The 13753-nt window shown below is 38.0% G+C and carries 16 protein-coding genes; 3 read left to right on the top strand and 13 right to left on the bottom strand.

What is annotated here, in order from left to right; all coding sequences use genetic code 11:
• Positions 1-63 precede the first annotated feature (63 nt).
• From recN to QHT84_RS06180, 7 genes are all read right to left on the bottom strand, one after another.
• Positions 64-1716: a DNA repair protein RecN gene (gene recN / locus QHT84_RS06210; RefSeq protein ID WP_283238686.1), complete on the bottom strand. Its 1653-nt coding sequence runs from the start codon at positions 1714-1716 to the stop codon at positions 64-66.
• A 40-nt stretch (positions 1717-1756) separates the two neighbouring features.
• Positions 1757-2644 (bottom strand): type IX secretion system protein PorD, encoded by an 888-nt coding sequence (gene porD / locus QHT84_RS06205; RefSeq protein WP_283238685.1) that lies wholly within the window; start codon positions 2642-2644, stop codon positions 1757-1759.
• Entirely contained in the window at positions 2628-3845 is a 1218-nt protein-coding gene (gene coaBC, locus QHT84_RS06200; RefSeq protein ID WP_283238684.1) for a bifunctional phosphopantothenoylcysteine decarboxylase/phosphopantothenate--cysteine ligase CoaBC, read from the bottom strand. Before coaBC ends, porD begins: the two co-directional genes overlap by 17 nt.
• A gap of 5 nt (positions 3846-3850) precedes the next feature.
• Entirely contained in the window at positions 3851-4171 is a 321-nt protein-coding gene (locus QHT84_RS06195; RefSeq protein ID WP_283238683.1) for a DNA-directed RNA polymerase subunit omega, read from the bottom strand.
• 6 nt (positions 4172-4177) lie between these two features.
• Positions 4178-4972, bottom strand: a complete 795-nt coding sequence (locus QHT84_RS06190; protein ID WP_283238682.1) for an outer membrane protein assembly factor BamD — start codon at positions 4970-4972, stop codon at positions 4178-4180.
• 120 nt (positions 4973-5092) lie between these two features.
• Positions 5093-5977 carry a 4-hydroxy-tetrahydrodipicolinate synthase gene (gene dapA / locus QHT84_RS06185; RefSeq protein WP_283238681.1) on the bottom strand — a complete coding sequence of 295 codons (885 nt, stop codon included), beginning with the start codon at positions 5975-5977 and terminating at the stop codon, positions 5093-5095.
• A 1-nt stretch (position 5978) separates the two neighbouring features.
• Entirely contained in the window at positions 5979-6497 is a 519-nt protein-coding gene (locus QHT84_RS06180) for a DUF6913 domain-containing protein (RefSeq protein ID WP_407649234.1), read from the bottom strand.
• Positions 6498-6545: 48 nt separating this feature from the next.
• On the opposite strand from QHT84_RS06180, the gene QHT84_RS06175 reads away from it, so the two are divergent.
• Positions 6546-7322 (top strand): 5'-nucleotidase, encoded by a 777-nt coding sequence (locus QHT84_RS06175; protein WP_283238679.1) that lies wholly within the window; start codon positions 6546-6548, stop codon positions 7320-7322.
• A 4-nt stretch (positions 7323-7326) separates the two neighbouring features.
• Positions 7327-8238, top strand: coding sequence for a bifunctional metallophosphatase/5'-nucleotidase (locus tag QHT84_RS06170; protein ID WP_283238678.1), 912 nt, complete (start codon positions 7327-7329; stop codon positions 8236-8238).
• Here the strand turns inward: QHT84_RS06170 and QHT84_RS06165 are convergent.
• The 6 genes from QHT84_RS06165 to rpsF all read right to left on the bottom strand — a co-directional run bounded on the left by QHT84_RS06165 (position 8224) and on the right by rpsF (position 12867).
• Positions 8224-8907 carry a hypothetical protein gene (locus tag QHT84_RS06165; protein WP_283238677.1) on the bottom strand — a complete coding sequence of 228 codons (684 nt, stop codon included), beginning with the start codon at positions 8905-8907 and terminating at the stop codon, positions 8224-8226. The two genes, QHT84_RS06170 and QHT84_RS06165, sit on opposite strands and share 15 nt — an antisense overlap.
• 74 nt (positions 8908-8981) lie before the next feature.
• Positions 8982-10979: an NAD-dependent DNA ligase LigA gene (gene ligA / locus QHT84_RS06160; protein ID WP_283238676.1), complete on the bottom strand. Its 1998-nt coding sequence runs from the start codon at positions 10977-10979 to the stop codon at positions 8982-8984.
• A gap of 72 nt (positions 10980-11051) precedes the next feature.
• Complete coding sequence (locus QHT84_RS06155) at positions 11052-11525, bottom strand: DUF6495 family protein (RefSeq protein WP_283238675.1); 474 nt, start codon at positions 11523-11525, stop codon at positions 11052-11054.
• A 200-nt stretch (positions 11526-11725) separates the two neighbouring features.
• Positions 11726-12166: a 50S ribosomal protein L9 gene (gene rplI, locus QHT84_RS06150; RefSeq protein WP_283238674.1), complete on the bottom strand. Its 441-nt coding sequence runs from the start codon at positions 12164-12166 to the stop codon at positions 11726-11728.
• A gap of 60 nt (positions 12167-12226) precedes the next feature.
• Entirely contained in the window at positions 12227-12523 is a 297-nt protein-coding gene (gene rpsR, locus QHT84_RS06145) for a 30S ribosomal protein S18 (protein ID WP_020211613.1), read from the bottom strand.
• A gap of 5 nt (positions 12524-12528) precedes the next feature.
• A complete protein-coding gene (gene rpsF / locus QHT84_RS06140; protein WP_283238673.1) occupies positions 12529-12867 on the bottom strand; it encodes a 30S ribosomal protein S6 in 339 nt (112 codons plus the stop codon).
• A gap of 188 nt (positions 12868-13055) precedes the next feature.
• Here rpsF and QHT84_RS06135 point away from each other — a divergent pair, with 188 nt between their 5' ends.
• A complete protein-coding gene (locus QHT84_RS06135; protein ID WP_283238672.1) occupies positions 13056-13751 on the top strand; it encodes a LytR/AlgR family response regulator transcription factor in 696 nt (231 codons plus the stop codon).
• Positions 13752-13753 lie beyond the last annotated feature (2 nt).

The raw sequence follows: 13753 nt of genomic DNA, 5'->3' as shown, positions 1-13753 counted from the left end.
GCTTGTTATTTAGTGATGTATATTTTGGATTAAAAACGGAACAAAAATAGTAAATTAAAACGGTTAGTTTAGTAATGCTTTGGCATGATTCAACGCAGAATCGGAAATCTCTTTACCCGAAAGCATCTCCGCAATTTCCTGTATTCGTTCCTCATTAGTCAGCAATTTTAATTCCGAAACTGTAGTGTCGCCGGTAACGGTTTTAAATACTTTGTAGTGTACGGCTCCTTTGGCTGCAATTTGCGGCAAATGGGTAATGGCAAATACTTGCATGGTTTTACTCATCTCTCGCATAATTTCACCCATTTTATTGGCAATTTCACCCGAAACACCGGTATCAATTTCATCAAAAATAATAGTAGGAAGTTTGGAATATTGCGCTAAAACCGATTTTACGGCCAACATAATTCTAGACATTTCTCCGCCCGAAGCCACTTTCTTTAGGATTCCAAAATCGGTTCCTTTATTAGCCGAAAATAAAAACTGTAAGCGGTCTTTACCATTATTGAAATATACTTCTTCAACGGTAAGATCAATTTTGAAACGCACATTCGGCATTCCTAATTGCTCTAAAACAGTAATCAATTGCGAAGTCAGTTCTGGAATTGCTTTTTGTCTTCCTGCGTTAATGTGAGCCGCTAAACTATCCAGCTGTGACTCTAATGCTGCTATTTGATTTTCAATAGCAGTAATGTCTTCCTCTAAAGCAGAGACGGAAACCACTTTGGACTCTAACTCGTTTTTAATGCGTATCAATTCTCCAACCGTTATCACTTGATGCTTTTTTTGCAAGGAATAAATCAATTGCAGTTTCTGATCAACACGTGTTAGTTTTTCAGGATCATTAAAAACCATGTCCGATTCACGGGTTAATTCTTTGACGATGTCGTCAAATTCAATTAAAACCGAGTTGGTTCGCTCTAAAAGCGCTTCATAGGATGGCGAAAAAGGGGTGTTTTTTTGAAGTACGGACTTAAACTCTTTTAAATTTTTCAGCAATCCAAACGATTCTTCTTGCGCCAGTACCAGTAGTTTGTCTAAATTCTCTTTGATTAATTCTACATTATTCAGCGCCTCGAAACTTTGCTCCAATTCTTCCTGCTCGCCTTCTTTTAATTGTGCCAATTCCAATTCGTTGAACAAAAACTCATTGTAGTCTTTCTCTTTTAAGACCGTTGACAAGTTGTTTTTTTGGACTTCTAATGATGCTTTAGCAATGCGATATTGTTTGAGTAATTGTTGGTATTCCTGAAGTATTTTACCATTGTTGGCAATGGCATCGATAATCGTGAATTGAAAGTTTTCTTCGGACAATTCTAAGGTTTGATGTTGCGAATGAATATCGATCAGATACAGGCTTAAATCTTGCAATTGTTGCAAAGTAACCGGACTATCATTGACAAAAGCCCTTGATTTGCCCGAAGGCAGAATTTCTCTTCTAATGATGGTTTCCTCCTCGTAATCTAAATCATTCTCCTCAAAAAATGACTGTAACTGATACTTTGCTATGGCAAAATTGGCTTCAACGATACATTTTTCATCTTTATTTTTAAGAGAAGACAAATCGGCTCTCTTACCCAACACCAAACCCAACGCACCTAGGAGAATAGACTTTCCGGCTCCGGTTTCACCGGTTATAATTGAAAATCCGTTGGAAAAATTAATCTCTAATTTTTCAATTAACGCAAAATTCTCAATGGAAAGCGAAGTAATCATGCCCGAAAATAAAGTGAATTAAATCTAAAATACAGCCGTATTATAATCTGATACTACCCCATTTGCTCGAATTGAGCGGAGAAATTCTGTTCAGCGTTTCAATGGTAGGTGCGATGGTTACTTTAGGACCACCGGAAAGTATGGAAACAATTTCATCGGCTTTAGCATCAAAAAATACGCGAGTCAAGAACGCATTTGGGCGTACTTTGTAAATAGCACTCAGTGTTCCGATGGATGCCATAATGGTCTCCTTAGCGGTTTTTACATCTTTAGTCATGGTGTCTAATCCTTCTCTGTGGTATTGATACATGGCTTCACGGTAGGCATCAAATGTTCCCGAAAGTAAATCGCTAATCAAGAAATAGCGGTTTTGATTACCATCGGCCTGACTCCATCCTTTGTAACCGCCTTGTTGGGCAACCGTCATAATTTGTTGGGCGGTATCAAACCATTGTTTGCCACCGTTAAGCGAATACGTATCGGCATCAAAGCCTAAAATCATGTAGCTGTAAAACGCCAAGACTGAAACCAAATTAGAATCGAAAGTAGCCGGATTGAAAATCAAATTTTCAAATTCTACATATCGGAAACTGAAATCCTTGTCGTTATAGTTAAAAACCGGCGATGAATAGGACGAATCAAAAATGGGTCGCGATGATTCTACTTGTAAGGTAGCCGAAAACTGATTGGAATCGTAACTGTTGAGAATAATCACCATCGAACAGTTGATTTTTTCATTTTGCTTGAACTCTTCACCGGTCCAATCGGTTTTGTTGACAAACTCACTGATGGATTTTTCCAAATTTTTAAAAATCTGATTGTTGGTACTGGCAATCTTGTCGGAATTGACCTGAACCGTACAATTCAGTTGCTGCGCTTGAGTCCATCCGATACAAAGCAAAAAGAGAAAACTAATTATTTTTTTCATAGTGTTTAATTACTTTATTGATAATGTCAAAAGCCACTTCTTCTTTGGTTTTGAGCGGCATAGGTTCAATGGTAAAATGGTTATCAATAAAAGTAACTTTATTGGTTGATTTAGCAAAACCGGCGCCTTCATCCTGAAGTGAATTAAGAACTATCAAATCTAAGTTTTTTTTCTGAATTTTCAACTTTGCATTTTCAATTTCGTTTTCAGTCTCCAGAGCAAAACCTATCAGAAACTGGTTTTGCTTCAACTGCCCGAGTGATGCTAAGATATCCTGGGTCTTTTCCAACTCAATTAAAAAATTCGGTTCTGATTTTTTTATCTTTTGTGTGGCCACTTGTCTCGGTTTGTAATCGGCTACAGCAGCAGCACAAATGGCAACATCGGTATCTGTATAATACTCATGACATGCCTCATACATTTCGGCAGCCGAGGTCACTCGAATCAAATGAATATTTGTATGCGAGGTATTGAGATGGGTCGGCCCTGAAATCAAGGTTACTGAAGCACCTTGATTGGCTGCACATTGCGCAATATCAAAGCCCATTTTTCCTGAAGAATGATTGCCTATGAATCGTACCGGATCAATGGCTTCGTAAGTAGGTCCGGCAGTAATCAATATTTTCTTGCCTCGTAACGGCAAGCGACTTTCTAAATCATTTTCGATAAAAGCCACAATGTTTTCAGGTTCTGCCATTCGGCCTTCACCTGATAATCCGCTGGCTAATTCCCCGGTTTCAGCCGGAATCATAATATTGCCAAACTTTTTTAATGTGGCAAAACTTGAAATCGTGGACGGATGTTTATACATATCCAAATCCATCGCCGGAGCAAAATACACCGGACATTTGGCGGATAAATAAGCTGCAATTAAAAGATTGTCACAATTGCCGTTCACCATTTTTGATAAGGTATTGGCGGTTGCCGGTGCAATGAGCATGAAGTCGGCCCAGAGTCCTAATTCGACATGATTATTCCATTCGGCATCTTGGTCTTCTTCATTGTAAAATGTGGAATAAACCGGATTTTTGGAAAGTGTGGATAATGTTAAAGGCGTTACAAAATCCTTAGAAGCCGGTGTCATGATCACTTGGACCTCGGCACCGGCTTTTATAAACAATCTGACTAATGATGCTGTTTTGTAAGCGGCAATTCCTCCGGAAACGCCAAGTAGAATTTTTTTACCGCTTAAAACAGACATGAGAATTAGTCTTTAGTAGTATCTCTGTAGTAAATTTTGTCATCCAACCATTCTTGAACGGCCAATGCATGTGGTTTTGGTAATTTTTCGTAGTATTTGGAAACTTCGATTTGCTCTTTGTTTTCAAAGATTTCTTCCAAACTATCGTTATACGTAGCAAATTCTTCTAACTTCTCAGTCAATTCTTTTTTGATTTCAGAATTGATTTGGTTGGCTCTTTTAGCCATAATGGTGATAGCTTCATAAACATTACCGGTACGCTCTTCAATTTGCGTTTTGTTGTAAGTAACGGTATTTACCGGTGCATTCGTCTTTTTTAAGTCCATCTTCTTTTATTTAGTAAATTGTTTTAAATCGTTCTCGATACGCGCCAACATCTCATCGGCCTTTGCCTTAAATTCGGTATCTGCTTTAAACTTTATTAAGCTATTGTAAGCCGACTTGGCATTGTTGAGTCGTTCTTCCATTTTTGCCGGCACACTATTGATGGCCAATTGATAAGCAGAATCAAATTTATAAAATAAAGCTTTTTCTTTATAAGGTGTACCCGGATAATTAACTAAAAAATTATCAAAAGCCACCATGGCCGCCTTGTAATCTGAAATGTTATTGTAAATTTTGGCATTCTCAAATGCCTTTTTCTCTAATTTTTCTCTTAAGCCTTTCACCAAAACATTCGCTTCGGGTAAACTTGCCGAATTGGGATACATATCAATAAAAGATTGCAACTTATCAATCGCTTTGTAGGTATCCGTTTGATCTAAACTGTACACCGGCGATAAGTGCGTAAAACATTTGGCACCCAAAAAAGAGGCCTCTTCCATTTTCTCACTCTTTGGGTATCCTGATGCAAAACTTTCAAATTGATATCCCGCTAAATAATATTGCTCCGTTTTGTAGAGCGATTGAGCATACATATAAAACAAACGCTCTGCCTGTGGTTTCCCTTTGTAGGCCGGGGCAATTTGCTCAAAAAGACGAATCGCTTTGTTGTACTTTTTGGCCTCGTACATTTTTGTTGCCATCGCAAATTTTACCGCTATATCTTCCGATTTCAATGCTTTTTGGTAATCGCTGCAAGATGAAAACGTGATAATGACAATAAGCAGGGCTAAAAATTTCTTCATTTTGTTGTTGTATAGTACCAATTTTGGGCGCTTACGCGGTTAAAATTCAGTCCCAAAAATAGGGGACAAAGTTAATTATTAATTGTTTACTTCAAAATATTTTTTTCGGATGAAAAAAAACTACATAATTGCTATTTTATTTGTGAAATCATGCAAACGTTTGGCTAAGTTTTCATCTACGTTTACCAATGGCAATCGAACGGTATTTTCTGACAATCCTAATGCTTTGAACACTTCTTTGATTCCCGCCGGGTTTCCTTGTTCAAAAATCATATCGATGGCCTCGGCTAATAAGTAATGAATTTTATACGCCTCATCTGCTTTTTTATTCAATCCCAAATGAACCATCTCAGAGAATTGTTTCGGAAAACCTTCGGCAATCACCGATATCACTCCTGCGCCACCGGCCAAGACCATCGGCAAAGTAATCATGTCATCGCCCGAAATCACTAAAAAGTCTTTTGGCGCATGCTGAATTAACTTCATCGCTTGTACGATATCGCCTGCGGCTTCTTTTACCGCTACAATGTTTTTGAAATCATTGGCCAATCGGATGATAGTGGAAGGCAATACATTACTGGCGGTTCTTCCGGGCACATTGTACAAAATAACCGGAATCGGAGAAGCTTCCGCTACGGCTTTGAAATGTTGGTAAATGCCTTCTTGCGTTGGTTTGTTGTAATAGGGCGATACCGACAGTATGGCTGTAAAATCTGAAAAATCTCTCGCTTTTAATTCCGCTACCACTTCCTGCGTATTGTTACTGCCAACACCCAAAACCAAAGGCAACCTTCCTTGGTTGGTTTCGACCACCGTTTTAATCACCAATTCCTTTTCTTCCTTGGTTAATGTAGCCGTTTCGGCAGTAGTACCTAAAACAACTAGGTAATCAATACCGTTATCAATTTGAAAGTTCACTATAGCTTTAAGCGCTTCCACATCAACTGAAAAATCTTTTTTGAATGGTGTAACTAGCGCAACTCCGGTACCGAATAATGATTGCATTTTATATTTTGTTTAGAATTTTTAAATATTTGAACAGTTCGTCCATAAAGACTTTATAATTTTCCGCATTGGTGTTAATCATAAAATGATTGAGCCGCTTGTCGATGGTGGCAAAGCCAACTTTGAACGTGGCTTTTGACAGATGAGAAACCAACAGTAACGCTGTTTTCTCGGTATCGTAATAATTAATCAGCAAATCAAAAGGTTGGTTTACAAAAGTCTTCACTTCAGCTTTATCTACGGTAGCACGCCAACTTAAATCTTTATGACTGAATACCGGATAGTCAAAAACCTCGTTTTTTTTAATCTTGTCTTTGAAAACAAGGATTTTAATTTGTGCTTCGTCGATGCCATTCTGAATCAATTCTTGTACTAAGGCTTCTCTCTCATAAAAATAACTTTCATCAAAGATAATCCCGACTGTTGTAATCTTAGTATCAGATGGCGAATGTTTTACATTGGACAAACTGCTTTTAACAATTTTTTTTGTCGAAAAATCCTTTAGGTAATTTAAAAACATGCTACTTTTACTTGAATTACAAATTTATTAAAATTAGTACCAAAAGCGATGGTAAAACTAAAAAACAATAGCCTTTTTTTAAAACATTTTGTTTTATTCTTAACATTTGCGGCTTTGGCATCCTGTGCCGAGAAAAAGTTTGCTGTTACCAAAATTGAAGGCAAAGAAATTCCGATAACCGATAAAAATGCAGAAAGCGCTGATATTGAAAATTTTATCAAGCCGTACCGTGAAAATATCGATAAAGATTTGAGTATGGTTTTAGCTAATGCGCCGGAGACTATCGATAAATCGGGCGAATGGCAAACCCCGATGGGAAATTTTCTATCCGACATCACTTTTGAAAAATCGGCCAAAATCTTTGAGCTCCGTACCCAAAAGAAGCTCGATATTTGTTTGCTGAATCATGGCGGTATCCGCACTATTATCCCAAAAGGCAATGTAACCGCCCGAAATGCATACGAAATCATGCCATTTGAAAACAGTGCTGTAGTAGTAGGCTTAAAAGGAGAGCAAGTTATAGAAATGATTGTGTATTTGATTGCAGAAAAGAAACCGCATCCGTTGCACGGACTAACCTTTACCATCACAAAAGACAATCAGCCTAAAGAGATTCAAATACAAGGAAATCCGCTTGATATGGAGAAAGTATATTACGTAGTGACTTCTGACTATCTGGTAGGCGGCGGCGACAATATGCTGTTTTTTAAAAAAGGCGTGGAAAAATATGATTTAGATTATAAACTCAGAAACATCATCATTGACTACTTCAAAGAAAACAAAACGATAACCGCCGGCAACGATACTCGTATCCGAAAAGAATAAAATTATGAAGAGAAGAGATTTTATACAAAAAACAGCGGCAGGAACGGCATTTTTAGGTCTGGGCAGTTTATCGCTAAGCAGTTTTAAAACGATAAATACCAAACATTTAACCATACTACACACCAACGATGTACATAGTTATATTGACCCGTTTCCGGCCAATCATCCTAAAAACCCTAATATGGGCGGCGTGGCTCGACGTGCAGCCTTGATTGAAAGCATACGTCAGGAAAACCCGAATGTGTTGTTATTGGATGCCGGTGATATTTTTCAGGGAACGCCTTATTTTAATTATTATGGCGGTGAACTGGAATTTAAATTAATGACGATGATGCGCTATGATTTGGCCACCATCGGTAACCACGATTTTGATAACGGGATTGACGGTTTGTATGCCCAGTTACCTAACGCCGGTTTTGAATTGGTGTCGGCCAATTATGATTTTACCAATACCATCATGAACGGCCATGTGAAACCGTTTAAAATTTTCAATAAAGACGGGATTAAAGTTGGGGTTTTTGGCTTAGGCGTCGGACTTGACGGATTGGTTGATAAAAAGAATTCCAAAGAAACGGTGTACAACGATCCGGTTTCGGTATCACAAGACATGGCTCGCGTGTTAAAACACGACAAAAAATGTGATTTGGTTATTTGTCTCTCACACTTGGGTTATAAATACAAAGACGACCCTGAAAAAATTTGCGATACCAAACTGGCTGCTTTAACCAAAGATATTGATTTGATTATCGGCGGGCATACACATACCTTTTTGGATAAACCTACTTTGTTAAAGAACATTGAAGGTAAAGATGTTTTAGTAAACCAAGTAGGTTGTTATGGTTTGAATTTAGGCCGAATTGATTTTTACTTTGACGATGATGCTAAAAGCAGTCAAGGTACCTCAATTGTGATTTGATTTTTCGGCGATGAGTACATACTTATAAAACGTAAAAAACGCCAACACGTTGAAAGTCATGGCCAACGGTCTGAAGAACTGCTGCAATTCGTTGACCAAAAAATACTTTTCAATAAAAACGGTGAACTGCAGCATTACAAACAACAATACCGATATCAAAAGCACCGAGTTCTGTTTGTTATCATTCATCACATAGCCGGCCAACGCTACACCGGCAAAAAGTGAAATCAATATGTTTTGCAGTATCAAAAGATAAAAACTGTTTTCGGGTATTTCATTGGTTTCCATAAACATATAAAAGAAAATCAACAGAAAAGGAATGGTGGCAATGGTAACCGGCACAATGTCTTTTATTTTCTGCAATATAAAAATGAGATAAATAACCAAAATACGATGCACCGTAAATATAATCAGCGCATAATACAAACATTCGGTTGTGTTGGGAATGAAAAGCATATTGGTAATCATGGACAACAAAAAAATAGCGGTCACCAACGTACTTTTTCTTTCAGAACTTATCCAATACAATACTACTAATACAAGCGGAATCAGCGGTTTTAAAGTACATATAAAGAGAGTATTGGCTAAGTATTCTGAAACAATTTCAAAAAAAGCAATAACAAAAAACAAAACGGTCAACGACTGTAATATGTTAGCCTTTTTAACCATAACCTATACTTTAACGAATTAAAATTAACACAAAAAATAATACCAAAGACTATTGGTTTAAAATTAATTCCTTCCTATTGTAGCATGGCTAAAAAGTCATCTTCTGAAATAATCGGAATTTTTAATTGATTGGCTTTTTCCAATTTGGCCGGGCCCATATTTTCTCCGGCCACGACAAAGTCGGTTTTAGCCGAAATAGAACTTCCCACCTTACCGCCGTTGTCTTCAATGGCTTTTTTGAGTTCGTCACGGGAAAATTTTGAAAAGACACCGGAAACTACAAAGGTTTTACCGATGAGTTTGTCGGTGGCATCAGGATTGAATACTTCCACCAATTCCATTTGAACGCCAACATTTTTGAGTCGGTTTACTATTCTTACATTTTCCGGATTGTCAAAAAAGTCAATAACGCTCTGCGCTATCTTCTCTCCTATTTCATCCACCAAGATTAAGTCCATTAACGAAGCCTCTTGTAAGGCATCGATGGTTTTATAGTGTTTGGCTAATTTCTTGGCTACCGTTTCCCCGACATAGCGAATGCCTAAGGCATATAGCACGCGATCAAAAGGCACTTCTTTGGATTTTGCAATGCCGTTAATGAGATTTTCGGCCGACTTTTGCGCCATGCGTTCCAAAGGAATGACTTGGTCGATGGTCAATTCGTATAAGTCGGAATAATCTTTAACCAAACCGTTGCTGTATAGCAATGCCACCGTTTCGCCGCCCAAGCCTTCTATATCCATGGCTTTTCGGGTGATGTAATGTTGGATTCTACCGATAATTTGCGGCGGACAACCGTAATAGTTGGGACAGTAATGATTGGCCTCGCCTTCGGTTCTGATCAATTCCGAATGACATTCGGGACAATGGGAAATGTATTGTGTCGGAATCGCTTCAGCACTTCTTTTAGAAAAATCCACGCCAATAATCTTCGGAATGATTTCACCACCTTTTTCCACAAAGACTGTATCGCCGATTCTGATATCGAGCTTTTCAATTTGATCGGCATTGTGCAGCGAAGCGCGTTTTACAATAGTTCCGGCCAACTGCACGGGCTCTAAATTGGCTACCGGTGTAATGGAACCGGTTCGCCCGACTTGGTACGAAATCGAATTCAATTTGGTAGAAACCTGCTCGGCCTTGAATTTATAAGCGATTGCCCAACGCGGTGATTTGGCGGTATAGCCTAATTCGTCTTGCTGATGGAAACTATTGACTTTAATTACAACACCATCCGTTTCATAAGGCAATTGATGACGATGCGTATCCCAATAACTGATGTATTCGAAAACGTCTTGTAATGAGTTGGCCAATTTTGCTTCTTTGGGCACTTTAAAACCCCAGCTACGGGCGGCTTCCAAGCCTTCAAATTGGGTTTTGATGTTGAGATTGTGGCCCACAATAAAGTAGAGTAAACATTCTAACGGACGCTTGGCCACCTCGCTGCTGTCTTGCAATTTCAAACTACCCGAAGCGGTATTTCTCGGATTGGAATACGGTGTTTCGCCAATCTCGATGAGTTCCTGGTTCATTTTTTCGAAGCCTTCGAAAGGCAAAATAATTTCACCGCGAATATCAAAGCGTTCCGGATAGTTGCCTTTGAGTTGTAACGGTACCGATTTAATGGTTTTGATATTGGTGGTAACGTCATCGCCTTGAAAACCGTCACCGCGGGTAACAGCTTTTAACAGTTTTCCTTTTTCATAGGTAATGGAAATCGAAGCGCCGTCGTATTTTAACTCGCAGGTATATTGCAACGGTACATTGCCCAATACTTTTTGGATTCGCGTTTCCCAATCGATCAGGTCTTCTTTGGAATACGAATTATCCAGGGAATACATACGATAATCGTGCGCAACCGTTTTAAAATGTTTGGTAATGGCACCGCCTACCCGTTGCGTCGGAGAATTATCATCAAAGAATTCGGGATGCCGGCTTTCTAATTCTTGAAGCTGTTTGAGCTTTTGGTCGAATTCAAAGTCGGAAATGACCGGTTTATCCAACACATAATAGTTGTAGTTGTGTTGGTTGAGTTCATCGCGTAAATCCTGAATTATCTTCTGAACATCCATAAAAAATTGGCTAAACTAGTTACAAATAATGCGCACTAAAATAGCCAATATTTTTGGAAAAAGGAATAAACTTTACGCCTGAATTATCCCGTTGATTTGCAGGTACAATTGGCCGTCACTTAAAATAGCGCCTTGTGTGATTAAATCAAAAATAGCCGAGTTGCGTTCTTGTTCGTATTCTTTTTTGCCCAAGTGAATTTCGACATTATCGGTAAACATATTGTCGCTTAACCATTGCAATCCTTCTTTTTGCATGAAGTCGATTTCCGATACCAACGATTTAAGTACTATCGATTGGATTAACTTTTCCTGACAATGAAAAAGAAAGATGTGGTTTTTAGAAAAATGTTCTAAATAATGCGCATTGGTGAGCACGCCTTCCCAAATTAAATCGGAGAATACGTCTAATTCCTGTTCGGCTACTTCGGGCTTATGGGTTTTAATCGAATCCCATTCGGTTTTATCAATAGATTGTGTCGCCAGGAAGTTGCTGAATTCTTGGTGTAAGGCTTCGAATTGTTCTTTGGTGAGTCGTTTGTACTTCATTTTAAAGTGCTAAGGTTCTGAGGTTTTAAGGTGCTGAGCTACCGGATGACCGCTATTGAACAGCAATTGTTCCAGCCCCGATGGCAGCGGCATCCTTTTAACTTGTTGACAAACAAGTCAAAAGATACAGCGAACAGCGGGACAGGGCTTCCAAAAAAAAATCCCGACGAATCGGGACTTTTTGGGTGTATCTTGAAATATTATTTCTCGGCTACGATTTCGTATGGCAATTCGATTACCACTTCTCTGTGCAATCTAACGGTAGCGAAATATTTTCCGGTACGTTTTACCACACCGCTGGTAATGAATTTTCTGTCGATGGGTTGACCGGCAGCTTCTAAAGCTTCTGCTAAGTCGATGTTGGTAATCGAACCGAATAATTTTTCACCACCGGCTTTAGCCGTGATTTTAATTTCTAATGCTTTTAACGCTTCTGCTTGTTTTTTAGCATCGTCAACTAATTTAGCTTCTTTGAAAGCTCTTTGTTTTAAGTTTTCCGCTAATACTTTTTTGGCAGATGGTGTTGCTAAAGTAGCAAAACCTTGCGGGATTAAATAATTACGACCGTAACCCGGTTTTACCGTTACGACATCGTCTTTAAATCCTAAATTTTGAACGTCTTGTTTTAAGATCAATTCCATGTTGTTGTCCTTTATTAAAGAAGTTAGCCCGCCGTGGCGAGGCAACAACTATTGTTTATATTATTTTAATAAGTCGGCCACGTATGGCATTAAAGCTAAGTGACGTGCTCTTTTAACTGCTACCGACACTTTTCTTTGGTATTTTAATGAAGTTCCGGTTAAACGACGTGGTAAAATTTTACCTTGTTCGTTAACGAATTTCAATAAGAAGTCAGGATCTTTATAGTCTACGTATTTGATTCCTGATTTTTTGAAACGACAATACTTTTTAGTTTTGTTGGTTTCAATGTTTAAAGGCGTTAAATATCTGATATCTCCGTCTTTTTTTCCTTTGGCAGATTGCTCGATTGTTGACATACTACTTACGCTTTAATTTTTAATTTTTCTCTTCTTCTTTCAGCCCAAGCTACTGCGTGTTTGTCCAAACTTACCGTTAAGAAACGCATTACTCGCTCGTCGCGTCTGAATTCAGTTTCGAAAGCAATTAAGACTTCCGGAGCTACTTGGAATTCAAACAAATGGTAAAAACCACTTTTCTTGTTTTGGATTTCGTAGGCTAATTTTTTTAAGCCCCAATCCTCTTTTGATACCATCTTGGCTCCTCTTGACGTAAGAAAATCTTCAAATTTGCTTACTGTTTCCTTTACCTGAACTTCAGATAAAACGGGATTTAAGATGAAAACAGTTTCGTAATGATTCATAATAAATTTTGTTAAATTTTAAATTGGGCGCGAAGATAAAAAATACTTTTCAATTAACCATCACAAACAAGCATAAATCGTCAAAAAGTAAAAAATATCGTTTAAAAGCAAAAAAAATCGATAAAATGCTTGGTGGTTAAAAAAAAACTATCTATTTTTGACTTACCAAATCTATAATAAATAGTATTATGAAACTAAATTGTGTTGTTGTCGATGATAGTTCCATCCAAAGGATGATCATTGCAAAGTTAGTAAATAATCATCCCAATTTACATTTAGTGGGAGATTTTTCAAATGCAATTGAAGCAAAAAATTGCATGTCTGTACACACGGTTGACTTAATTTTCCTCGATATCGAGATGCCGGTCATCAGTGGATTTGATTTTCTGGACGGTTTAAAAGTAAAACCTCAAATTATTTTTATTACGTCTAAAGCCGAATATGCTATGAAAGCATTCGACTACGATGCTACGGATTACCTACAAAAACCGATAGCCCTAGATCGTTTCAATGCTTCTGTTCGAAGAGCGATGGATTTCCATATGCTTAAAAAAGAAAATCAGGAAGAAGAAGGAGAACACATCTTTATTAAGAGTAATCTCAAAAAGCTTAAAGTGTATACCAATAAAATTAAGTGGATTGAAGCCTACGGCGACTATGTAAAAGTAGTGACCGAAGACGACAGTAACTTGGTCCTTTCGACGATGAAATCTTTCGAACAAGATTTGTCAAAAGACAAATTCATTCGCGTTCACAAATCCTACATTATTAATATCGATAAAGTAGAGCGCTTTAACAGCAAGTTTGCCGAAATCGGTATGACTAAAATTCCGTTGAGTCGAAATAAGAAAGAAGATTTAATCAGAGCCTTAGCTATTGCGTAACA

The organism is Flavobacterium sedimenticola (assembly GCF_030053345.1).
Taxonomy (GTDB): Bacteria; Bacteroidota; Bacteroidia; order Flavobacteriales; family Flavobacteriaceae; genus Flavobacterium; species Flavobacterium sedimenticola.
This window is presented reverse-complemented; position numbering and strand designations above follow the sequence as displayed.